We start from the raw sequence: 19,675 nt of genomic DNA, 5'->3' as shown, positions 1-19,675 counted from the left end.
GCCACCAACATCACGGCAGCGAAGATCGACGCGAAGCTGATCCTGCAGAACGGCACCGTCATCGAGGACCTGATCAATGTCGATGCATTCTCGCGTTTCGAGCCGCTGACGTATTCGTTTACACGTTCGACCAACTTCGATGATGGCGCATGGCGGCATCGTGGAACGCTCATCGTCAACGTTCCTGCCGGAAAGCCATTTATCGAATTCGTGGATCTGACCGCGATCTCGACCAGGTCCGGGAGCAACACGACGTGCGATGCTTACATTGTGGTAAAGCGTAACGGAAACTCATCCAGCGTGTCCGCCGGTGAATTGTTTGGTGAGGCCCGGTCGCAGGCTGGCGCGGGCACCGTGTCCGACAGCCGAAACGTCATGCGGCGTATTTCTGGCGCGTCGACGGTTCGATATGACATCTGGACGTGGAACACGCTTCAGACATCTGCCAACCAAACCGGCTCTGTCACGGTCAAGTGCGACTCCGGCATTTGGGTGTTCACATGAGTACGCGCAGCACGTTCTATCTCGTCGTTGACCGCAAAGGGTGCATCGTCACGCAATGCCGCGTTCCAAACTCGATGTTCCCTCCGGAAATCGCCAAGGGCACGCGTATCGTGGTCCCAGCGGATGGGAAGGGGCCAGACACCGAAATGCGCGTTGATCGACGTAAAGTCCGCAAGCCGATCAACTCGGTCGCCACGCTTAACGATGTTCTGCTTCGATCCAACGAACCAGCGGCACCGGCCGAACACCGCCTGGAGAGCTTGCGCGGCGAAGCGATAGCCGAGCTGGACCGTGCCTTCGCCGCGCGGCTGCGGTCACTGCTTGGGCCGCTGGCGGATCTGCATGCGGCAAAGCGTCGACAAGCCGAAACAGGTGGCGGCTCGCTGGTAGATGACGAGACTGACCGGCTCGCGATCATGGAAAACGCCGCGCGTCAGGACGAGGCGATTGCACAGATGGAGCGCAAGCGCAGGAGCCTGAAGGCTAGGATCCGGTCGGCTACGACCTCACAAGATATCGAAGACGCGCTCGCAGCGCTCATTGACGACAAACGCTGAGGCATCATCACATGGCACAGTCTTACAAGACCGGCACCGTCACGGTGGCGGCCGGGTCCACTTCTGTCGTTGGCACGGGCACGGCATGGTCGCTTGCGCTCGTCACCGGCGGCCTGTTCTGTTGCGCCGGCATGGCGGTGCCCTGCACCGTGATCGACGACACGCACCTTGAGCTCGACTATCCGTGGCCCGGTGCGAACGGGGCTGATCTTGCCTATTCGATCTTTCGGGAGACGGCGCAGGCTGCCAGTGCGGTCGAGGCAAACGACCGGCTGGCATCGATCGCGGATCGGCTGAACAAGCTCAGCTACATCAATTTCGATGCGATGGGCACGCTGGCGCAGCGCGCGGCCTACGACACGGCAGCGAAGGATTTCATCTATCTTGATGTCACGGCCGACCCGTTCAAGCTCTACATCAAGAAATCGGCGGCTGCCGGCGATTGGGCCGGGCCGAATATCTACGGTCGTGGCGAGCCCGGTGTTGGCGCCGGCGGGATGGGCATGCCATCGCCGGGCGCGGCCGACAAGCTGGCCTATTACACCGGCACGAATGCTCTTGCCCTCACAGATCTGACGCCTTTCGCGCGCACGCTGCTGGATGATGTAGACGCTGCGACGGCCCAAGAAACGCTGGGCGGCACTGCGGTTGGCAAGAGCCTGTTCACGGCGGCAGATGCGAATGCTGCGCGGACCACCCTCACTGCAGCGCGCGATACAGCTGCGACAAGCACAGACACGGCCGATTGGAACACGATCACAACTCCCGGTTTTCATCCGAATGTACTCGGCACCACCAACGCCAATGCGCCGGTGTCTGGTCAATTCTTCTATTGTGAGGTGAAGCGTTACACGACCGATCAGAATTTGATCCAAATCGCATACCCTTATCGGAACACAGGCGGCGGGCTCTGGTATCGGATTAGGGGCACGGGCACGTGGGGTCAATGGTCCCAAATCGGTTCCGACGCGACGGGGCTCCTTCTGAGTGTTGGTGGTGCGCAGGCGTTCGATACTGCGCAGCGCGCGCAAGGCCGCGCCAATCTCGGCTTGCCGGCCATGAGTGCCATTCGGCAGGTGGTCACAGCATTGGACAACAACACCTATGCAACGACGACGGCGACCGCGTACGCAGGGAATGGTGGATTTATTTCGGTTGCGCCGTCCTCTCCGACCTCGTCGTTGATCGTTCTCTGTACTGCCTATGTGGAAGCGACAAGTCCATCAACGTCCGGCGCCAGAATAGCCGTCGGCATGAAGCATTACGACGGCGCCGCATATGTTCGCACCGGCGCATCGATAGGTAGTGTTTCCGGCTTCGATGCACCTGGTCTTGGAACGGGCACGAACAGGTTTCGCCTGGCGGTGTCTGCCATGTCCTATCTCACACCAGCAGAGCGGCGCAGCGACACCAATGTATGGCTGGCGCGTCTCGGCTTCTCTCCGAACCTGGGTGACAACGCATCCAACTACTCCACGCAATTCATCTGCATCGAAGTGGACACCGTGTCATGACGCCTTTTTTGAATGCCGCCGTTCAGCATCTCGGCACGAATGAATTCACGGTCATCAATGGCGAAGAGATCGAGTTTCCTGATGGATCCAAGGTCAGTTCCGACGATCTGGATGCGATCAAGGCTCTCGCTTCCATCATCGAGGAAGAGCCGGACGTGCCAGACCGCGTGACCGCACGACAGTTCAAACTCCAGCTTCTGACGGACGGCCTTCTTGATCAGGTCGAGGCGTGGATTTCGACGCAGGAGCGGGCCGTTCAGATCGCGTTCGAATACAGCGGGACATTCGTGCGTGACGAGCCGATGATGCAGGCAGGTTTTTCCGCTCTCGACTTTAACGAAGCTCAGATCGACGCGTTCTTCACATCTGCGGCTGAACTCTAGCTTCTCAGCCACCACCAGCCGCCAGCGAACGCGACCATCAGCACGATCGTCAGCAATATGTCCCACCAGCGCGCTTTGCCGCCTCCGTATTGCGGTGATCGATCCCAGCCGCCCATAGCTTCCTCCCGTTGACGGGAGCCTACCGGCAGCCGGGACAGCGTGTCGAGTCAATGGATCGTGCTACTTTCATCGTCGAGGAAAGCGTTGATCCCTTCTCGCTCGACGGTGCGAAGGAATTCGTCGCGAGCCTCCTGATCGGTTTCAAACGGATCCTCCCAGGAGGTGGCGATGTCTTCGTCGTATACGACTTCGAGAAGCCAGCCTGCCCCACCCAGCGCCCGATAGATGATGACCACGACAGTGATTCCGTCCCTGGTGAATTCACCTGACAGGGGCGACACGACAATTCCGGGTTCTTCTTCGGTCATCAGCACTCTCTGCGGGGTTCTTGCCGGGCTATCTAGCCAGATGGTCGCGGTCGGCAAGGCCATTTCGTCTGGTGGTCCACCTGCTTCCCTGCAGGAACCGCTCTGAGTATTCAGACGTGTGTCGACGGATAAACCGCCATTATGTCACTTCCGGTCGGCTCCTGAGCCGATAGGTTCTTCCTGCCCACGAAGGCGATAGCCCAAAGTACGAATACGGCCACGATGGCAAGCAGAACCCAGTAGAGCCACACCAGTCGCTCGTTGCGCCGCGCTCCGCCACCTGGCGATCTCTTCAACATCGCCGCATCTCCTAGTGCGGCCGAGTCTAATCCGAATTCCAAAATCTGCAATCGCGCCCATCTGGGCGAGAAAGGACCAGCCATGGATAAAACCGTGCCCGCCGGCGCGGCGATTTCGCTTGCGCTCATTCAGAAGATTATCGGTCGCAAGATGACCAAGGCGCAGACCGCCAATGCCAACAGCGTCGTTGTCGCGCTGCAGCGCTATGGCCCGCGGTTCGGTCTCGATCAGCCGCACCGGCTGGCGCAGTTTCTCGCTCAGGTGCTGCACGAAAGCGGTGCCTTCGTCTTCGACCGCGAGAAGTGGGGGCCGACCGCCCAGCAGAAGAAATACGATACCGGTTCGCTGGCGAAGAAGCTCGGCAACACCAGGGCTGGCGACGGCTTCCTGTTCCGCGGTCGAACCGGCATGCAGATCACCGGGCGAGCCAACACGCGGGATTTCCGCGACTGGTGCCGGAAGCTGATGAGCGGTCTGGTGCTGGCCGCGCCGGGTAGTGCTGCCTTGCCGGTCCCGGATTTCGAAAAGACGCCGGACGCGATGCTGACCGATCCGTGGGAAGGTCTCGGCCCGATCTGGTACTGGGACAGCCGTGGCATCAGTCGATATGCAGACCAGGGCGACATCGAAATGGTCACCAAGGCCATCAATGGCGGCCTGACCGGCTATCAGGATCGGCTCGACTGGTATGCGCGCGCCGCGCTGGTGCTGCTCGGCTTTGGTCCCAGCAACGTCACTGCCTTCCAGAAACAGGCTGGGGAGAAGGCGGACGGCATCGCCGGCCCGCGCACGCGCGCCGCCCTACATCGCGCGCTGCTGGCCAGGAGCGCGGTGTTGGCGCCGGACGCACAGGCTGCCCCCGTGGTCGAAGAAAAGCAGGTTGAGAAACCGGTGGTGCCGGTCGCGGTCGAGGCCAAGGTGAAAGAGAAGACCGACCGCTTCGGTTGGCTTACCGGCATCTTCGGCGGTGGCACCGGTCTTGGTCTCGGATGGCTGGCAGGCTTCGACTGGCAGGCCATCGTTGCCATCGGCGGCGTCGCTATCGCCGCGGTCGCCTTGTTCCTGATCTTCCGTCATGAGGTCGTCGCGGCTGTCAAGGAAGTCCGAGAGGAGCTGGGCTGATGCGCGTCTACCTTGCCTTTGGCGCGGCGGTGGCCGTCATCGCCGCGCTCAGCTTCAGTCACTGGCAGGCTTATCGCGCTGGTCGTGCGGTCGAGCAGGCCGTTTTCACCCAACAGATCGTCAAGGAGAACACCGATGCCGCCAACACGGCTGAGAAATGGCGCGATGCTTTGCGTCGCTGCAACGATGCTGGCGGCATGTACGACTTCGCCGCCGGCGCCTGCGACCGGTGAGGGGCTGCGTAAGGTGGTCGGAACCTCGCTGATCGGCGCCACGGGGATGACACCAGCCGATCAACTGAAGATCGACGAGACGGCGGCAGGCCTGTGCGGCGCCGGCGTCTGGACGAAATCGGAATGCGCAAGACACGGGCGGGACGGCAGGCAATGACGCGTGAATCGATCGGTGAGCGGCAGGTGCGGCTCGAGGAGCAGTTGAAGAACGTGAATGCCGCGCTGGCCACGCTGACGGAACAGGGCAGAGAGGCTGCCGAAAGTCGCAAGCGCGGCTACGAGGCGTCCGAAGCAATGCGTCTGGAAATCCACGACATCAAGCACCGTCTCGATGGTCTGGAGAAGGCGGTAGATGCGATCAAGCCGACGACTGCCGAATATGCGCAGGTCCGCGATCGTGTCGTGTTTGCCGGCCGGCTTGGCCGGGGGCTCTGGGGGCTTGGCAAGGCGCTGATCTCGGCCGCAGCCGGCGCCGCTGCTTACTGGTACGCGATGACAGGCAGGGCACCGCCCTGACCATCTTCCCGACGCCAGCAAAATGGTCAGCCCGCTCCGGTTCGCCGGAGCGGTTTTTTTCTATCTATGCGTAATGGTCAGATGGATTCCAGCCAACGGGCTATCTCGCGTAAGCGAGCAGTCGAAACCTCCTCCTACCCCGACACGCCCTCAAGATATTCATCGGCAATTGCCATGAGAAGCGCCATTGCTCCCGCTGCTTGCATGGCTCCTTTGGTTGGCAGTTCATTACCGCGAATATCCGCCTCGATGTTATTGTAGACGCGGGGGTCAATACCTTCCAGATCCATAACCTCGGCCGCGCCATCTGCGGCTTCTTGTATCTGATCGAAAAGGCTGGCCATTTGCTGCCATACGCCGATTGGCGGATTATACTTGCCGCTGCACCACGCCTTCACGGTCGGCAAGCTGACCTGAAGAAAATTAGAGGCCTCCAACTGCGAAAGACCACAGATGGAAAGGGAGGCTTTGAAAGTGGTCATGTCTTACCTGAGTGAAAATCTGTGTGTGCGGTGGTCCTTCATCGGATAGTGCCACTGGAAGATGACGGTGGCGCCGGCATCTTCGAGCGCGGCCTTTAGTTCTTCCGCTGCTATATTATGCTGCTCGAGCGTCATGCCTTCGCTGGCCGGGACGCTGTCTGGAAATGTTTTTTCGTCGTAACGATAAACCGCCACAGGCGATGGTCGTCCATGTCTGATCCATTGCGCGACCGCTTCAGCGTTCGGGTCGCTGCGGATCATCATTTCGCCGCTGCTCGCAATAGCCGTGGGATCGTTTTCAAGCACAGCCCAGCCAATTGCGCTGGTGCTGTCACCGGGGTTCCTACCGCCGAAATACAGCGACAGGGTGGCTGTGCTTTCGAGCCAGGGGCGCTTAGCCATTGATGGCTTCGATCGTGTAGATCTTGCCGCCAAGATCGGCGGACTGCGGCAGGCCGAGCAGGTCGCGGGCGCGCTGTTCAGCGTCACCGTGCAACGAGAAGCTGTCGCCATGGTGAGCATGATACGAGATCAGCCCGAGCATTTCGCCTTCCGCATCGGAGAACGTGTCGTAGCTGTATTCGACATCGATCTCATGTTCTGTGGTGATTTCGAACTTTGCCAGCAGGGCCTCGAAGGTGGCGCGGTCAACAGTGATCACTTCAGGTCTCCTACCTCTTGCAGCGGGCCAATCCCACCGCGTCTTTGATGTGGCTACTATGCTATACTTTTAGTATAGCGTCAATCGGAAAATTGCTATTCGCTACTTCGTCGACGCCGGCGAGACGCGACGTTTCTGCGCTTCCTTCCAGTGTTCGCCGCCGCAGAACCATTCGACGCCATAGCGCGTGTTGACGCCGAACGGCGCGATCTCGTCGCAGCCGGGGTGAAAACAACGGCGGGTGCCCTGCCATTCCGGCACTTCGGGGCGGTTTGTCTGGTCTGTCATAGCAAGCTCGGCTGGATTTCTACTTTTTCGGGCGGTGTCGGTGCATCCACGATTTGCAGCATGTCATCTGGCAGCGGCCGTTGCAGAGCTTTGGCCTCGGCCCATGGCGCCCGCATCCAGATATCCAGTTCTTCAGCCGCGGTCAGAATGACCGGCATAGCTTTCTGATGAACCGGCTTCACGACGCTGTTCGGCTCGGTCGTCAGGAAGCCGTAGAGTTCGAAATCACGTTCGCCGTCGCGGACCTTCTTCACGCCACGCCACGGCGTCCAAAACCCTGCGAAGAAGGCCAAAGGATCACCGCCTGTCAGGCCGAACCATGCATTCGGCGTGCGCCCGCCCTCGACCTTGCTGGCGGGATCGGGCTCGGCAAAGGAGGTCAACGGAACCAGGCACCTGCTTTCCGGCCCAAGCCACCGCCGCCAGTGAGGCGATCCGGTGTTGCGAATGTTCGTGCAGCCGGGATCGTAGTTCTTCACATATGCGGGCGGGGAGGGCATGCCCCATGTCGCGGCAACGATTTCGCGCTGACTGTCTGCGCCTGTGCGCACGATCGGCGCCAGCGTGCCGGGGTAGACATCGCGTGAAGGCTCGTTGAAGCCCGTGAGGTCGCGAACCGCGCCAGCCCTGTCCAAAATCGAGTTCTTGAGAATGCGAAGATTGTAGAGGTTGCACATCGGCTCTCTCTCCGTACGCCAATCACATTTTTCGTAGGCCGTTGACTTCAACCTGTCAATGTTCCTAGTTCGTTCTCATGATGCCGGAACCATATTGGCCCAAGAAAGGTGACTACTGCCTGTCGAACCTGAACGACGGGATGAGGCTCGTGCGCGTGCGATGTCCGTACTGCAAGCGGACACATAACTATTTCGCCCACGACCTGATCCACATTTTCGGTGACGTGGATATCGATTCACTCATGCATCGGATGAAATGCGAGCGCTGTGGGCCAGGTAGCGGTACGCTCGATGTTGAAACGTTCGTTCCAACAGGCCGGGAAGCGGTTGGCCTGAAAATCCGGCGTCTGGTGCGGATCGAGTTCAAGCGTGTTCCTATCTGGAAAGAAGAATGAAGCCGCTGAAGGTCGAAACCATCGGAGATCTCATCGATGGTGATTATTGCCTGACTGCCTGCTGCGAGGGAGGTTGCTACAATTCGGCGGACCTCGATCTGGAATCGCTCGCGCGCAGGCTCGGCCGCGACCATTCAGCCATGCACGACGCGCTGACGCCGCTTTTGCGTTGCTCGAAATGTGGGTCGAGGAAAATCGGGATTCGTCTGAGCGCAAACGCCAGCCAAAAATTTAGTACGCGGCAGGGGTGGTTGACGCCACCGAAACGGTAGTGACCAGAAAAGGACGCTAAACTGGCTACAAACTGGTTACCAGCGTGGTGCAGGTCTCTACAGAATGGTGTCGTTTGCTGCTCGTTTGTAACCAGCATGGCAACTTTTGGCCATTGTGGATCGCCTTCTGAAATGTGTCCGACACGCCTTGCAATCTAAAGCTTTCATCGCTATTGAGGTGCCGATTGCTGCCGTAGCTCAGTGGTAGAGCACTCCCTTGGTAAGGGAGAGGTCGAGAGTTCAATCCTCTCTGGCAGCACCATTTTTCCCGACGACAGTTCTGTGATCGCAGCCCGGATGCCCGGCTTGTCGCGTCGTGCCATTCGTGGTTTCAGGACATCGGTCTGTTGGCGCGGAAACGCGTATCCGGCGAATCAGCGGAGCCGGGCAAAAAAGCACCTGCAAGCGTTCGCCGGCGGGAGACGAATCTGTGTCGTGGTGACGCGTAAGCCTATCAGTTCACGTTGCGCGGCACGGTTTCGGGCTTGCTGCCACCGTCCACCACCTTCTGGCGATGGAAGATGAACAGGCCGGCCAGGATGATGATGGCGGAACCGACGAAGAGCTGTTTGTCGGGCACGTCGCCGAAGAAAACGATGCCGAACACCACACTCCACAAGAGAAGCGTATATTGAAACGGCGCCAGCGTGGAGGCCGGTGCAAGTTTCAGGGCCCGTGTGATAAGCATATGCGCCGAGCCCGAGACCGCGCCAAGCAGCAGCATGGCCGACCAGTCCACTCCACTTGCCGGTCGCCAGTCGCCGAGCGCGAGCAGGAAACCCATGATGAGCGCGCCAACGGTCTGCCAGGTCACCAGCGCGGTGTCGCTGGTGCCGCGCAGGCGTCTGCCGAGGATCATCGAGACGGCGAACGAGACGCTGCCGATCACCGCAAACAGCGATGAAAGCGACAGCGACGACGAAGACGGTCTGAGCGCGATCACCACGCCACAGAAGCCGATGGCGATGGCCAGCCAGCGCCGCCAGCCGACCTTTTCGCCGAGGAATATGTGCGAGAGCGCGGCGATGTAGATCGGCGCGGCCATGTAGAAGGTCATCACGTCCGCCAGCGGCAGGTAGATCACCGCCGCATAGAAAAAGGCGGTATCGGCGGTGGCCAGAAGCACGCGCAGCGCCTGTAGCCAGGGTTTTTCAATGCGCACCAGGGGAGCGATACCCTGCCGGGCGATCATGGGAGCAAGGACGATGAAAGCGCCGACAGAGCGCACGAACAGAACCTGTCCGACCGAATAGCTGGCAACCAGCCATTTGCCCATCGCGTCATTGAGGGCGAACATGAAATTGCCAAGGAGCATTATGAGCACGCCCGCAACAACCAGATTGGTTCGGGGCAGCGCGAGAGCCTGTCGGAAGGTCATTTCGAGGATCCTGTGGGGCAGTGCGGCCCCGGATTGAATGCCTGTGATCTAGATCGGGTTTGTGGCTGTTGCGAGAGGCAAGCGCATCATGCGCTGCTGCGTCGCAGATATCGTGCAGATACGAAAAACGGCGGGAAAAACCCCCGCCGTTTTCTATTTCATGCCCGGACCGTCACGGCTTACTCGCCATAGACGTCGAACTTGAAGTACTTGTCGTTGATTTCCTTGTATTTTCCGTTCGCGCGGATGGCCTGGATGGCGGTATTGAACTTTTCGCGCAGCTCGTCCTCGCCCTTGCGCAGCGCGATGCCGGCGCCGGGGCCGTGGATCTCCGGATCCGACTTGAACGTACCGATCAGCTTGCAGCAGGCAGCGCCTTCCGGCGTATCCAGCCATTCCTGCAACGACACGATGTCGTCATTGATGGCATCGAGGCGGCCGTTCGCCATATCGAGCTGGTATTCCTGCGCGCTCGGATAGGCCCGTACGTCACTGTCGGTGTAGGTCTTCTCGACATACATGAAATGGGTGGTCGAGCCCTGCACGCCGATGGTCTTGCCGGCGAGGTCTTCCTTGCTGGTGCCCTGGAGGTCGCTGTCCTTGGGCGCGACGATAGCCGGCGGCGTGTCGATATATTTGTCGGTGAAGTCCACCTGCTTCTGGCGCTCGGGCGTGATCGACATCTGGGCGATGATGGCATCGAACTTGCCGGCCTGCAGGGCGGGAATGATGCCGTCCCATTCCTGGGTGACGAACTCGCACTTCACCTGCATTTCGTCGCACAGCGCGTTGGCGATGTCGATGTCGAAGCCTTCCAGCTTGCCGTCGGCCGTCAGGTTGTTGAAGGGCGGGTAGGCGCCTTCCGTGCCTATCTTCAGCGTCTTTTCCTGCGCCTGGGCCGTTCCGATCGCCAGGGCCATGGCAGAGGCCGCAAGGGCGATACGCATTGCAATTCGCATAATGTTCCTCTCTGTCGCGATCCGCCGCCATGCGCGGCGAACCAGGTCGATATCCGCGCATTCGCGCGCAAGTCTTTTTGCCCGCAACGCCGGACAATATCCAGTGTGGCGTGATGCATTGCCAAACGTAAGCGCAAACTGGGCCATTCGTCCTATCGCTGGAGCGTCCGGGCTGGGCGGGGCACAGGACGTATTCTCGCGATGGCCGATCACCATTCTGTTGCCTCAATCCGCGCTCAAGGCCGAGCGCTATGGGCGGTTGCCAATCCCGCGCTAGTTTGAGTGGTGCGGGCGATCGGGAACGCGATGGCCCGGAAAATTCTCGGGGATTGGCGGCCAATCGGGGCGATGCTGCTGAAAAGAGGGACGACTGGTGTTTTGCCGGCGTCGAGGGACATGGGCGTTCATGAGCGGCCGCTGCTGCGGGATGTGAGGCATTCGATGAAGACGCTGGCCGGCTTCTTCGGTCTGGACAGGAATGCAAGCCGTGAACGGCGCATGCGACTGCGGCTCGATATTGCGGGTACTGCGGTTTACGCCATAGGCGACGTGCATGGCTGCCTGAGCGAACTGGTCGCCCTGGAGCGCGAAATCACTGCGGATGCCGTGGCGCTTCCCGGCCGCAAGCTCATCATCATGCTGGGCGACTATATCGACCGGGGGCCGGAACCCTGTCAGGTCATCGAGCATCTTATGGCCCCGCCACCGGAAGGATTCGAACGTGTCTGCCTGACCGGCAATCACGAAGTGGCGATGCTGGACTATCTGGACGGGCGTCTGTCGCTGCTCGACTGGATGCTGATGGGCGCGCAGGCGACGCTGCTGTCCTATGGCATCGACCATGACAGGCTGGGGCAGGTCCATCAGTCTTCGCGTCGCGTCGATGAGGCGGTGCGCAGCGCGATCCCAGCTTCGCATGTCGCCTTCCTGCGCTCGCTGCCGATCATGGTCGAGGCCGAACGTTATGTCTTCGTCCATGCCGGAATCCGGCCTGAACTGGAACTGGACCAGCAGTCCGACGACGATCTGATCTATATCCGCTCGGCTTTCTACGAGAGCCCGCATCCGCTGACGAAATATGTGGTGCACGGTCATACGCCGGTGCTGGATGCCGGTATGCAGCGCGGCCGCATCAATATCGACACCGGCTGCTTTTACAGCGGCCGGCTGACGTCGCTGCGCATCTTCCGCGACAAGGGCAGCTATCTGAGCAACCGGCCGGGGTGATTATCGCAAGTCCGGGTCTGCCCGAAATAAACAAGGCCGAAGGTGCGACGCCCTCCGGCCTTGCGGGCATACGGCTCAGGCGACCGCGCGACGCGTTTGCGAGGCGATCATTTCGGCGATCGGCTCGAATACCAGATCGCGAATGTCGTCGCGCGCGAGCGCGAAGGCCACATTGGCCTGAATGAAGCCTTCCTTGGAGCCGCAGTCGAACATGCGGCCCTTGAACGGATGGGCATGGAACGACTGGCCTTCGGCAAGCCGCCTCATGGCATCCGTAAGCTGGATTTCGTTGCCGGCGCCGCGCTCCTGCGTGCCGAGTATGTCGAAAATCTCGGGCTGCAGGATGTAGCGGCCATTGATGTAATAGTTGGACGGCGCGGCCGTTGGTGCCGGCTTCTCCACCATTTCGGTGACCGCGAAACCGCCGCGCACGGCGTTCCCCTTGCCGACGATGCCGTATTTGTTGGTTTCGGTCGGGTCGCATTGCTCGACGGCGAGCACATTGCCACCGGTCTGTTCATACAGTTCCATGATACCGGCGAGGCAACCCTTCTCGCCGAAGGAAACCATATCGGGAAGGAGCAGCGCGAAGGGCTCGTCGCCCACGATATCGCGCGCGCACCACACTGCGTGGCCAAGCCCGTGCGGGGCCTGCTGGCGGGTGAAGCTGACCGAGCCCGGCAATGGCTGAAGCTGCTTGAGCGATGCAAGCAAGTCCATCTTGCCCGAGCGCGTCAGCGTGTCGAGCAGTTCTGGCTGAATGTCGAAATAGTCCTCGATGACGTGCTTGTTGCGGCCGGTGACGAAGACGATGTGTTCGATGCCCGCTTCGAGCGCTTCGTCCACGGCATATTGAACGACAGGCCGGTCAACCACAGTCAGCATTTCCTTGGGCATCGCCTTCGTGGCTGGGAGGAAGCGTGTGCCAAGCCCCGCGACTGGAATGACAGCCTTTTTCACTTTCTTCATATCGTTGTCTTCCCTCTTCATACTGATCGGGCGTTCGTGCCAACCCGTCCAATCCCGGTTAATGATTTTGCGGCGCTAGCTGGTCTGGTGATGCGTATCGGCTGTAACGCCGAAGCGGTTACGCCTGGATGGATGCAGGGCGCGCTTGAGTGTGGCTTTGGCATTCCGGATCGCGACGACAAAGCTCACCCCAGGCATCGCTGCCCTTTTCCGCAATGTTTGATTTCCTCGGCATCATGAAGACCGCTAACGGTGCCGACACACATAACGCCGCAAGGACGAAACGGTTGCGTTCCCCAGCAAAGATTGCGCCGGCTGGGATGGCCAAAGGCCAGCCAGCGGCTCGATCCAAAGCTCGCTGCGAGAAACCGATGTTGCAAAGGGGCAGGCCGCATTTTCACTCGCAATAACAATACCGTATGGCCAATAGGCCAGATCGTGGATCGGATTGTGACGCAGACCTGAAATCCCCAGCCCATTTGGGTAACATTTTGTAAAAGCTCGTTAATCTGGCGCGGTGGCCTCTTCGTCCAGGCTGTCGTCTCTGGTCGCGCGTCAGGAATGATGCCCGACTGACCTGACGCAATATGCAGTGGTAGCTATCCCGGAGCGGGATCTGGATGGAAATGGAAGAAATTTCAGGTATATGGTTATATTCATCTGGATATATCGAAAGAAGTCACATAGCGTGCCACCATCCTGATTCAACAGCTCCAGAGGGAGGGACAGTCATGCTGACGCGCAGGGGTTTTGGATTTCGTTTTGCAGCCGCCGTGGGCGGCATGGTGGCCATGCTGCTTACGGCGGTGCCAACCACGCAGGCGGCCGACAATGTGGTTGTGTTCGCTGCCGCGAGCCTGAAGAACGCGCTCGATGCCGTCAATGCGTCCTGGCAGGCCGATGGCAACGAACCGGCGACCATTTCCTATGCGGCCAGTTCCGCGCTTGCCAGGCAGATCGAAAGCGGTGCGCCGGCCGATGTCTTTATCTCGGCCGACCTCGACTGGATGAGATACCTGTCCGGGAAGAACCTCACCAAGCCCGATACCGAAGTGCAGCTTCTCGGCAACCGCATCGTGCTGATCGCTCCAAGGGATTCGACGACCGAGACGACCATCGAGCCGGATTTCAAGCTCGCAGACCTTCTGGGCGACGGCAGGCTCGCCATGGCCGACGTGAAGGCTGTGCCGGCCGGCAAATACGGCAAGGCCGCGCTGGAAAAGCTCGGCGTCTGGTCGTCGGTGGAGAACAAGGTTGCGCAGGCCGAGAATGTTCGCGCCGCCCTGAAGCTGGTCGCGACCGGTGAAGCTCCGTTGGGCATCGTCTACCAGACAGATGCCGCTGCCGACCCGGAGGTCAAGATCATCGCCGCCTTCCCGCAGGACACGCATGAGCCGATCATCTATCCGGCCGGGTTGCTTGCGGATACGAAGAACGAGGACGCCGCCAAATTCCTCGATTATCTGAAGTCGGCGAAGGCCAGGCCGCTGTTCGAGGCGCAGGGCTTCACGGTTCTGGTGCGCACAAACTAAGATTTGGAAATTGGACCGGCATATGTCGGTCTTCCAGTCTATAGGATGCAGATGGACGTGCGTACCGAATTTCGGAAAGGTGCGGGGGCATGAGCTGGATGCAGCTCAGCCCCGAGGAATGGACAGCGGTCCACCTTTCGCTCAAGGTGTCGACGTGGGCGATGGTGGTCAGCCTGCCCATCGGTATCGCCGTGGCGCTGCTTCTGGCGCGTGGAAAGTTCTGGGGCAAGTCGGTGCTCAACGGCATTGTCCATCTGCCGCTGATCTTGCCGCCGGTAGTCACCGGTTATCTCCTGCTGCTCACCTTTGGCCGGCGCGGACCCGTTGGCGCCTTCCTGGCCGAGAATTTCGGCATCGTTTTCTCTTTCCGCTGGACGGGCGCGGCCCTTGCCTGCGGTGTGATGGGTTTTCCGTTGATGGTACGCGCCATCCGCCTCTCCATAGAGGCGGTGGACCGCAAGCTGGAGGCTGCCGCCGGCACGCTGGGAGCCAATCCGGCCTGGGTCTTCTTCACCGTCACGCTGCCGCTGATCCTGCCTGGCGTGATTGCAGGCATGATCCTGTCATTCGCCAAGGCGATGGGTGAATTCGGCGCCACCATCACCTTCGTTTCCAATATTCCGGGCGAGACGCAGACGCTGCCTTCCGCTATCTACACCTTCACCCAGGTGCCGGGTGGCGATGTCGGCGCGCTTCGGCTCACCATCGTATCGATCATCATTTCCATGACGGCGCTGGTCGCCTCCGAGGCAATGTCACGGCGGCTCGGCAAGAGGCTCGATATCGAATGACGGTCTCGGTCGACATCAGCCAGCGTCTCGGCTCTCTCACGCTGGAGGCCCGTTTCGAAAGCGCTGGCCGGCTGACGGCGCTGTTCGGCCCGTCCGGCTCGGGCAAAACCTCTCTCATAAACCTGATCGGCGGGCTGATGCGTCCCGATCGCGGGCGCATCACGGCGCAGGGCAGGGTCTTCGTCGACACTGCCGAGCGCATCTTCGTGCCCGCGCACAAGCGGCGCGTCGGTTATGTGTTCCAGGAGCCGCGGCTCTTTCCACATATGAGCGTACGCACAAATCTGCTCTATGGCCGCTGGTTCACGCCCTCGGCAGAGCGCTATGAGGATCTTGGCCGTGTGGTCGAACTTCTGGGCATCGGTCATTTGCTGGAACGACGTCCCAGCCGCCTTTCCGGTGGCGAGAAGCAACGCGTCGCAATCGGCCGGGCGCTGCTGACGAGCCCCCGGCTGCTTCTGATGGACGAGCCTCTTGCCTCGCTGGACGAAGCGCGCAAGGCCGAGATCATGCCCTATATCGAGCGGCTGCGCGACGAGACGAAAATCCCCATCGTCTATGTCAGCCACTCGATCGGCGAGGTGGCGCGGCTGGCGAGTGATGTGGCGGTCATGTCGCAGGGCAAGCTGTCGGCGTTCGGACCCACCGGGACCATCATGCAACGGCTCGACCTGCTGCCGAAAGAGGCGCAGGGCGAGGGCGGGGCGGTGCTCGACATGCAGGTTGCTGCCCACGACCGCGAATTCGATATGACCATGCTTGCCTCGCGGGCCGGCGAGATACGCGTGCCGCGGATAGATGCAGGCCTCGGCAACAAGGTTCGCGTGCGTATCCGTGCACGCGACGTCATAATCGCGACCGAACGTCCGCAAGGCCTGAGCGCGCTCAACATGCTGGCGGGCACGATCGCCGCGATTCAGCCGGCGGACGGTGTCGCGGTGGAGGTCCGCATCGACTGCGGTGGCGAGGCGGTGATGTCGCGCATCACCCGCCAATCGCTGCACGCTCTCGACCTTGCGGTCGGACGCCCCGTTTTCGCAGTGATCAAGACCGTGGCGTTCGATCAGGAAAATTTGTCCCGCACCGGAGCCTTGCATGATATCTAGCGTTCAAAAGGAATGCGATGATATGCCGTCTTTGACTTTGAGGATAAATCTCGATCCGCAAGGCCGGATCGGGCCAGGAAAAATCGAACTGCTTGAACAGATTGCCGCTTTTGGCTCCATTTCCGCCGCCGCGCGGGCCATGAACATGTCCTACAAGCGGGCATGGGATCTGGTCGAGGAGATGAACAAGCTGTTCGGCAAACCCCTTGTCTCGGCGCAGACCGGCGGCAAGCATGGCGGAGGGGCGCAGCTTACGCCTGTCGGCCTGTCGGTGGTTACGCGGTTCCGCGCCATCGAGCGTGCCGCCGTTGCCGCTGCCGCCCCGCAGATGGCGGCGCTGCAGGCCGAGATCGAGGCGCGCTGAGCGCGCAAAGCGCGCTACCCGGCCATGGGGCGCATGCAAGCGTTGTCGCCTGCGACGACCTTGCCCGCCAATTGTGCTAGAGTGTGACTGGACGCAGGCTCGTTTCCTTGGCAAGACGTGCCTGTCTTTCGGACCTCTTCCCAGTTTTGCCAAGCATTCGGATTTGCCATGACCAATGTTGCCCTCACCGGGCTTGCCCGTGATCTCGCCAAACGTGCCGATGAGGGGCGTCCGGTGCGCATCGGCGTCATCGGGTCGGGCGAGATGGGCACCGATCTGGTCACGCAGACGATGCTGATGAAGGGCGTCGAGGTCTGCGCCATTTCCACGCGCCGACCGCACACTGCCCATGCTGCCATCGAGATCGCCTATGGTGACGATGCCAAGGCCTGCGATGCCGACACCGGCTCCAAGGTTACGGCCGCCATCGAGGCCGGCAAGATCGCTGTGACCTCCAACGAGATGCTGGTCACCAATCCGCTGATCGATGTGGTCATCGACGCCACCGGAAAGCCGGGCGTGGCCGCCGATTTCGACCTGATGGCCATGGAACACGGCAAGCACCTCGTCATGATGAATGTCGAGGCAGACGTCACCATCGGCGCCTATCTGAAGAAGCAGGCCGACAGGCTCGGCGTCGTCTATTCGGTCGGGGCCGGCGACGAGCCGTCGAGTTGCATGGAACTCATCGAGTTCGCCACCGCGCTCGGCTACACAATCGTCTCGGCCGGCAAGGGCAAGAACAATCCGCTCAACCATGATGCCGTGCCCGACGACTATCGCGAGGAAGCCGAGCGCCGCAACATGAACCCGCGCATGCTGGTGGAGTTCATCGACGGTTCCAAGACCATGGTCGAGATGGCGGCGATCGCCAACGCCACCGGCCTCGTTCCTGACAAGCCCGGCATGCACGGCCCCAAGGTCGATCGCGACAACCTGGCGAAGGTGCTTATCCCGCAGGAAGCCGGCGGCGTGCTGAGCCGCAAGGGCGTGGTGGATTACACCATCGGCAAGGGCGTGGCGCCGGGCGTTTTCGTGGTGGTCGAGGCAACGCATCCGCGCATTATCGAGCGCATGGACGACCTGCATATCGGCCGCGGACCCTACTACTCATTTTTCAGGCCCTATCACCTGACTTCGCTGGAAGTGCCGCTGACGGCCGCGCGCATCATGCTCTATGGTCGTCCAGACATGGTGCCGCTGCCGCGTCCTGTCGCGGAAGTCTGCGCGGTGGCCAAGCGCGACCTCGCGGCCGGTGAGACCTTCGACGCCATTGGCGAGACATGCTACCGCTCCTGGACCATGACGGTGGAGGAAGCTCGCGCCAGCCATGCGGTGCCGGTCGGCCTGCTGGAAGGCGGCAAGGTGCTGAAGCCTGTAAAGAAGGGAGAACTGCTCACCACCGACAATTCCGCGCCCGACCCCACCACCCGCCTCTTCGGCCTGCGCCGCAAGCAGGACGAGATGCTTTACGGCGTCGAGATGGCCTGACTTCTGTGGTTTCCTTGATCAATCAGACGGTCGGATATACATTAGCCAATATGTATATCTTGGGAGGCTGGCATGAAAGTCTCAAAATGGGGAAACAGCTTGGCGGTACGTCTGCCTGCGGCGGTGGTTCATGCGCTTGACCTCAAGGAAGGCGACAAAATCGAGCTACACGTGACAGACCGTCGCGAGTTGGGGCTTGCGCGGAAGCCCGGGCGCGCTGAGCTTCTACACCGGCTGCGATACTATCGAGGCCGCCTGCCTGCCGATTTCAAGTTCGAACGAGAAGACGCCAATGCCCGCTGAGCAAGGCGGTGCGTTTTTCGACACTAATGTGCTGCTCTACCTGGCCTCGGCCGATGAGGCGAAGGCGCGGAGAACAGAAACACTCCTGCAAAGTGGCGGGAAAACCAGCGTTCAGGTGCTGAACGAGATCGCCAGCGTTGCCCGACGAAAGATGGCTCTGTCGTGGGCTGAAACGCGTGAATTTCTCATGCTCATTCGCGAATTGCTGACCGTTGTGTCTCTGACCGAAGAGGTTCATGAAGTCGGTCTCCTGATCGCAGAAAGGCACCGACTCGCTATCTATGACGGTATGATAGTCGCCGCCGCACTCACATCAGGTTGCGAGACGCTGTTGTCGGAAGACATGCACCATGGACTGACGATCGAGCAGCAACTGACTATCCGCAATCCCTTCGTTGCCCTGTAGCGCTATTTCCCCAGCTCGACCGACCGCAACCGCGCGGCCTCTACCGCTTCCGTCACCAGCGACTTGAGCCTGTCATCGCCCATCAGCACGGCAAGCGCGGCGGCGGTGGTGCCGTTGGGGCTTGTCACCTGTTGGCGCAGCAAGCCGGGTTCCTCGTCGCTTTCGAACGCCAGGCTGGCAGCGCCGTAAACCGTCTGCATGGCAAGCAGTTTCGCCGTTTCGGCGGGCAGGCCGGCATGTTCGGCGGCGGCCGTCAGGCATTCGATGAAATGGAAGATGTAGGCGGGACCGGAGCCGGAAACGGCCGTGACCGCATCCATCAGCTTTTCGTCGTCGATGGTTGCCACCGCGCCACTTGCCGCCAGCAGGTCGTCAACGAATTGTTTTGTCCGGGCGCTCACATGCGGGTTGGCGCAGACCACCATCATGCCCTTGCCGATAGCGGCCGGCGTGTTGGGCATGACGCGGATGACAGGCGTTTTGTCGCCAAGCACTTGTTCGAACGTGGCGATGGGCGTTCCCGCCGCGACGCTGACGAATGTGGTCTTGCCATTGCCAAGATGCTCGTAGCTTGCCGTGACTTCGCGGATCACCTGCGGCTTCACCGCCAGAACCACGATTTCGGGCGTGCCGACGGGAAGTTGGGAGGTGCTGGCGCCGGTCGCCACGCCCAGCTTCTCGGCGCGTGCGCGCAAGTCCGCATTGGGCTCCACCACGAAAGCTTCCGAGGGGCGCAATTGCCCCGATTTCAGCCAGCCGGCCAGCATCGCGTATCCCATATTGCCGCAACCGGCGAGCAGCACTTTCACGGTCATGC

General features: G+C 60.8%; 28 protein-coding genes and 1 tRNA gene. 18 read left to right on the top strand and 11 right to left on the bottom strand.

Annotated elements, in window-relative coordinates; all coding sequences use genetic code 11:
• The 4 genes from C7441_RS24140 to C7441_RS24435 form a co-directional block, all read left to right on the top strand.
• Positions 1-504, top strand: a 504-nt coding sequence (locus C7441_RS24140) for a hypothetical protein (protein ID WP_170125183.1), incomplete at its 5' end; no start/stop codon positions are given.
• Positions 489-1,061 carry a hypothetical protein gene (locus C7441_RS18540; RefSeq protein ID WP_146201527.1) on the top strand — a complete coding sequence of 191 codons (573 nt, stop codon included), beginning with the start codon at positions 489-491 and terminating at the stop codon, positions 1,059-1,061. The genes C7441_RS24140 and C7441_RS18540, both read left to right, overlap by 16 nt.
• A gap of 11 nt (positions 1,062-1,072) precedes the next feature.
• Positions 1,073-2,575, top strand: coding sequence for a pyocin knob domain-containing protein (locus tag C7441_RS18535; protein ID WP_109614145.1), 1,503 nt, complete (start codon positions 1,073-1,075; stop codon positions 2,573-2,575).
• On the top strand, positions 2,572-2,958 hold the full coding sequence (locus C7441_RS24435; protein ID WP_244916200.1) for a hypothetical protein: 387 nt from the start codon (positions 2,572-2,574) through the stop codon (positions 2,956-2,958). Before C7441_RS18535 ends, C7441_RS24435 begins: the two co-directional genes overlap by 4 nt.
• A 167-nt stretch (positions 2,959-3,125) precedes the next feature.
• On the opposite strand, the gene C7441_RS18525 is transcribed toward C7441_RS24435, so the two are convergent.
• Positions 3,126-3,386: a hypothetical protein gene (locus tag C7441_RS18525; RefSeq protein WP_109614144.1), complete on the bottom strand. Its 261-nt coding sequence runs from the start codon at positions 3,384-3,386 to the stop codon at positions 3,126-3,128.
• Positions 3,387-3,496: 110 nt separating this feature from the next.
• Complete coding sequence (locus C7441_RS18520) at positions 3,497-3,685, bottom strand: hypothetical protein (protein ID WP_146201526.1); 189 nt, start codon at positions 3,683-3,685, stop codon at positions 3,497-3,499.
• A gap of 82 nt (positions 3,686-3,767) precedes the next feature.
• Between C7441_RS18520 and C7441_RS18515 the strand changes: the two genes are divergently transcribed.
• From C7441_RS18515 to C7441_RS18500, 3 genes are all read left to right on the top strand, one after another.
• Entirely contained in the window at positions 3,768-4,808 is a 1,041-nt protein-coding gene (locus C7441_RS18515; protein ID WP_342353281.1) for a glycoside hydrolase family 19 protein, read from the top strand.
• Positions 4,808-5,041: a hypothetical protein gene (locus tag C7441_RS18510; RefSeq protein WP_109614142.1), complete on the top strand. Its 234-nt coding sequence runs from the start codon at positions 4,808-4,810 to the stop codon at positions 5,039-5,041. The genes C7441_RS18515 and C7441_RS18510 overlap by 1 nt, the downstream gene beginning before the upstream one ends.
• Positions 5,042-5,194: 153 nt before the next feature.
• Complete coding sequence (locus tag C7441_RS18500; protein WP_109614140.1) at positions 5,195-5,557, top strand: hypothetical protein; 363 nt, start codon at positions 5,195-5,197, stop codon at positions 5,555-5,557.
• Between the two features lie 134 nt (positions 5,558-5,691).
• Here the strand turns inward: C7441_RS18500 and C7441_RS18495 are convergent, their stop codons facing one another.
• From C7441_RS18495 to C7441_RS18475, 5 genes are all read right to left on the bottom strand, one after another.
• Positions 5,692-6,039 carry a helix-turn-helix domain-containing protein gene (locus C7441_RS18495; RefSeq protein WP_109614139.1) on the bottom strand — a complete coding sequence of 116 codons (348 nt, stop codon included), beginning with the start codon at positions 6,037-6,039 and terminating at the stop codon, positions 5,692-5,694.
• Positions 6,040-6,042: 3 nt separating this feature from the next.
• Positions 6,043-6,441: a hypothetical protein gene (locus C7441_RS18490; protein WP_109614138.1), complete on the bottom strand. Its 399-nt coding sequence runs from the start codon at positions 6,439-6,441 to the stop codon at positions 6,043-6,045.
• Positions 6,434-6,700, bottom strand: a complete 267-nt coding sequence (locus C7441_RS18485) for a hypothetical protein (protein ID WP_109614137.1) — start codon at positions 6,698-6,700, stop codon at positions 6,434-6,436. The genes C7441_RS18490 and C7441_RS18485 overlap by 8 nt, the downstream gene beginning before the upstream one ends.
• Positions 6,701-6,802: 102 nt before the next feature.
• Positions 6,803-6,988 carry a hypothetical protein gene (locus tag C7441_RS18480; RefSeq protein ID WP_109614136.1) on the bottom strand — a complete coding sequence of 62 codons (186 nt, stop codon included), beginning with the start codon at positions 6,986-6,988 and terminating at the stop codon, positions 6,803-6,805.
• A complete protein-coding gene (locus C7441_RS18475) occupies positions 6,985-7,665 on the bottom strand; it encodes an SOS response-associated peptidase (RefSeq protein ID WP_109614135.1) in 681 nt (226 codons plus the stop codon). The genes C7441_RS18480 and C7441_RS18475 overlap by 4 nt, the downstream gene beginning before the upstream one ends.
• A 77-nt stretch (positions 7,666-7,742) precedes the next feature.
• Here C7441_RS18475 and C7441_RS18470 point away from each other — a divergent pair, with 77 nt between their 5' ends.
• The 3 genes from C7441_RS18470 to C7441_RS18460 all read left to right on the top strand — a co-directional run bounded on the left by C7441_RS18470 (position 7,743) and on the right by C7441_RS18460 (position 8,594).
• Positions 7,743-8,060 carry a hypothetical protein gene (locus C7441_RS18470; protein ID WP_109614134.1) on the top strand — a complete coding sequence of 106 codons (318 nt, stop codon included), beginning with the start codon at positions 7,743-7,745 and terminating at the stop codon, positions 8,058-8,060.
• Complete coding sequence (locus C7441_RS18465; protein ID WP_109614133.1) at positions 8,057-8,332, top strand: hypothetical protein; 276 nt, start codon at positions 8,057-8,059, stop codon at positions 8,330-8,332. The genes C7441_RS18470 and C7441_RS18465 overlap by 4 nt, the downstream gene beginning before the upstream one ends.
• Before the next feature lie 187 nt (positions 8,333-8,519).
• Positions 8,520-8,594: transfer RNA gene (locus C7441_RS18460), tRNA-Thr, on the top strand.
• A 192-nt stretch (positions 8,595-8,786) separates the two neighbouring features.
• On the opposite strand, the gene C7441_RS18455 is transcribed toward C7441_RS18460, so the two are convergent.
• Positions 8,787-9,710: a DMT family transporter gene (locus tag C7441_RS18455; RefSeq protein ID WP_109614132.1), complete on the bottom strand. Its 924-nt coding sequence runs from the start codon at positions 9,708-9,710 to the stop codon at positions 8,787-8,789.
• 179 nt (positions 9,711-9,889) lie between these two features.
• Complete coding sequence (locus tag C7441_RS18450) at positions 9,890-10,669, bottom strand: ABC transporter substrate-binding protein (RefSeq protein WP_109614161.1); 780 nt, start codon at positions 10,667-10,669, stop codon at positions 9,890-9,892.
• A gap of 441 nt (positions 10,670-11,110) precedes the next feature.
• Here C7441_RS18450 and C7441_RS18445 point away from each other — a divergent pair, with 441 nt between their 5' ends.
• Entirely contained in the window at positions 11,111-11,896 is a 786-nt protein-coding gene (locus tag C7441_RS18445; RefSeq protein WP_170125182.1) for a metallophosphoesterase, read from the top strand.
• 75 nt (positions 11,897-11,971) lie between these two features.
• On the opposite strand, the gene galU is transcribed toward C7441_RS18445, so the two are convergent.
• On the bottom strand, positions 11,972-12,865 hold the full coding sequence (gene galU / locus C7441_RS18440) for a UTP--glucose-1-phosphate uridylyltransferase GalU (RefSeq protein ID WP_026060556.1): 894 nt from the start codon (positions 12,863-12,865) through the stop codon (positions 11,972-11,974).
• Positions 12,866-13,596: 731 nt separating this feature from the next.
• On the opposite strand from galU, the gene modA reads away from it, so the two are divergent.
• From modA to C7441_RS18405, 7 genes are all read left to right on the top strand, one after another.
• Positions 13,597-14,397 carry a molybdate ABC transporter substrate-binding protein gene (gene modA / locus C7441_RS18435; protein WP_109614130.1) on the top strand — a complete coding sequence of 267 codons (801 nt, stop codon included), beginning with the start codon at positions 13,597-13,599 and terminating at the stop codon, positions 14,395-14,397.
• A gap of 89 nt (positions 14,398-14,486) precedes the next feature.
• Positions 14,487-15,188 carry a molybdate ABC transporter permease subunit gene (gene modB / locus C7441_RS18430; RefSeq protein ID WP_109614129.1) on the top strand — a complete coding sequence of 234 codons (702 nt, stop codon included), beginning with the start codon at positions 14,487-14,489 and terminating at the stop codon, positions 15,186-15,188.
• Positions 15,185-16,294 carry a molybdenum ABC transporter ATP-binding protein gene (gene modC, locus C7441_RS18425; protein ID WP_109614128.1) on the top strand — a complete coding sequence of 370 codons (1,110 nt, stop codon included), beginning with the start codon at positions 15,185-15,187 and terminating at the stop codon, positions 16,292-16,294. The genes modB and modC overlap by 4 nt, the downstream gene beginning before the upstream one ends.
• Before the next feature lie 22 nt (positions 16,295-16,316).
• Positions 16,317-16,658, top strand: a complete 342-nt coding sequence (locus tag C7441_RS18420) for a winged helix-turn-helix domain-containing protein (protein WP_026060558.1) — start codon at positions 16,317-16,319, stop codon at positions 16,656-16,658.
• A 168-nt stretch (positions 16,659-16,826) separates the two neighbouring features.
• Positions 16,827-18,149, top strand: coding sequence for an NAD(P)H-dependent oxidoreductase (locus C7441_RS18415; RefSeq protein WP_109614127.1), 1,323 nt, complete (start codon positions 16,827-16,829; stop codon positions 18,147-18,149).
• Between the two features lie 72 nt (positions 18,150-18,221).
• Positions 18,222-18,452 (top strand): AbrB/MazE/SpoVT family DNA-binding domain-containing protein, encoded by a 231-nt coding sequence (locus C7441_RS18410; protein WP_109614126.1) that lies wholly within the window; start codon positions 18,222-18,224, stop codon positions 18,450-18,452.
• Positions 18,346-18,858 (top strand): PIN domain-containing protein, encoded by a 513-nt coding sequence (locus C7441_RS18405; RefSeq protein ID WP_244916199.1) that lies wholly within the window; start codon positions 18,346-18,348, stop codon positions 18,856-18,858. The genes C7441_RS18410 and C7441_RS18405 overlap by 107 nt, the downstream gene beginning before the upstream one ends.
• Before the next feature lie 2 nt (positions 18,859-18,860).
• Here C7441_RS18405 and proC read toward each other — a convergent pair whose 3' ends face one another.
• Positions 18,861-19,673, bottom strand: a complete 813-nt coding sequence (gene proC, locus C7441_RS18400) for a pyrroline-5-carboxylate reductase (RefSeq protein ID WP_109614160.1) — start codon at positions 19,671-19,673, stop codon at positions 18,861-18,863.
• Positions 19,674-19,675 lie beyond the last annotated feature (2 nt).

It is taken from the genome of Pseudaminobacter salicylatoxidans (genome assembly GCF_003148475.1).
Lineage (GTDB): Bacteria > Pseudomonadota > Alphaproteobacteria > Rhizobiales > Rhizobiaceae > Pseudaminobacter > Pseudaminobacter salicylatoxidans.
Note: the sequence above shows the minus strand (reverse complement) of the source record. Positions and strands in the feature narration are given on the sequence as shown.

What these genes read in the sequence shown, in the direction of transcription:
- C7441_RS18535 (WP_109614145.1), top strand. Translation starts at nt 1,073, where the DNA reads ATGGCACAGTCTTACAAGACCGGCACCGTCACGGTGGCGGCCGGGTCC.
- C7441_RS24435 (WP_244916200.1), top strand. Translation starts at nt 2,572, where the DNA reads ATGACGCCTTTTTTGAATGCCGCCGTTCAGCATCTCGGCACGAATGAA.
- C7441_RS18525 (WP_109614144.1), bottom strand. Translation starts at nt 3,386, where the DNA reads ATGACCGAAGAAGAACCCGGAATTGTCGTGTCGCCCCTGTCAGGTGAA.
- C7441_RS18520 (WP_146201526.1), bottom strand. Translation starts at nt 3,685, where the DNA reads ATGTTGAAGAGATCGCCAGGTGGCGGAGCGCGGCGCAACGAGCGACTG.
- C7441_RS18515 (WP_342353281.1), top strand. Translation starts at nt 3,768, where the DNA reads ATGGATAAAACCGTGCCCGCCGGCGCGGCGATTTCGCTTGCGCTCATT.
- C7441_RS18510 (WP_109614142.1), top strand. Translation starts at nt 4,808, where the DNA reads ATGCGCGTCTACCTTGCCTTTGGCGCGGCGGTGGCCGTCATCGCCGCG.
- C7441_RS18500 (WP_109614140.1), top strand. Translation starts at nt 5,195, where the DNA reads ATGACGCGTGAATCGATCGGTGAGCGGCAGGTGCGGCTCGAGGAGCAG.
- C7441_RS18495 (WP_109614139.1), bottom strand. Translation starts at nt 6,039, where the DNA reads ATGACCACTTTCAAAGCCTCCCTTTCCATCTGTGGTCTTTCGCAGTTG.
- C7441_RS18490 (WP_109614138.1), bottom strand. Translation starts at nt 6,441, where the DNA reads ATGGCTAAGCGCCCCTGGCTCGAAAGCACAGCCACCCTGTCGCTGTAT.
- C7441_RS18480 (WP_109614136.1), bottom strand. Translation starts at nt 6,988, where the DNA reads ATGACAGACCAGACAAACCGCCCCGAAGTGCCGGAATGGCAGGGCACC.
- C7441_RS18475 (WP_109614135.1), bottom strand. Translation starts at nt 7,665, where the DNA reads ATGTGCAACCTCTACAATCTTCGCATTCTCAAGAACTCGATTTTGGAC.
- C7441_RS18470 (WP_109614134.1), top strand. Translation starts at nt 7,743, where the DNA reads ATGATGCCGGAACCATATTGGCCCAAGAAAGGTGACTACTGCCTGTCG.
- C7441_RS18465 (WP_109614133.1), top strand. Translation starts at nt 8,057, where the DNA reads ATGAAGCCGCTGAAGGTCGAAACCATCGGAGATCTCATCGATGGTGAT.
- C7441_RS18455 (WP_109614132.1), bottom strand. Translation starts at nt 9,710, where the DNA reads ATGACCTTCCGACAGGCTCTCGCGCTGCCCCGAACCAATCTGGTTGTT.
- C7441_RS18450 (WP_109614161.1), bottom strand. Translation starts at nt 10,669, where the DNA reads ATGCGAATTGCAATGCGTATCGCCCTTGCGGCCTCTGCCATGGCCCTG.
- C7441_RS18445 (WP_170125182.1), top strand. Translation starts at nt 11,111, where the DNA reads ATGAAGACGCTGGCCGGCTTCTTCGGTCTGGACAGGAATGCAAGCCGT.
- galU (WP_026060556.1), bottom strand. Translation starts at nt 12,865, where the DNA reads ATGAAGAAAGTGAAAAAGGCTGTCATTCCAGTCGCGGGGCTTGGCACA.
- modA (WP_109614130.1), top strand. Translation starts at nt 13,597, where the DNA reads ATGCTGACGCGCAGGGGTTTTGGATTTCGTTTTGCAGCCGCCGTGGGC.
- modB (WP_109614129.1), top strand. Translation starts at nt 14,487, where the DNA reads ATGAGCTGGATGCAGCTCAGCCCCGAGGAATGGACAGCGGTCCACCTT.
- modC (WP_109614128.1), top strand. Translation starts at nt 15,185, where the DNA reads ATGACGGTCTCGGTCGACATCAGCCAGCGTCTCGGCTCTCTCACGCTG.
- C7441_RS18420 (WP_026060558.1), top strand. Translation starts at nt 16,317, where the DNA reads ATGCCGTCTTTGACTTTGAGGATAAATCTCGATCCGCAAGGCCGGATC.
- C7441_RS18415 (WP_109614127.1), top strand. Translation starts at nt 16,827, where the DNA reads ATGACCAATGTTGCCCTCACCGGGCTTGCCCGTGATCTCGCCAAACGT.
- C7441_RS18410 (WP_109614126.1), top strand. Translation starts at nt 18,222, where the DNA reads ATGAAAGTCTCAAAATGGGGAAACAGCTTGGCGGTACGTCTGCCTGCG.
- proC (WP_109614160.1), bottom strand. Translation starts at nt 19,673, where the DNA reads ATGACCGTGAAAGTGCTGCTCGCCGGTTGCGGCAATATGGGATACGCG.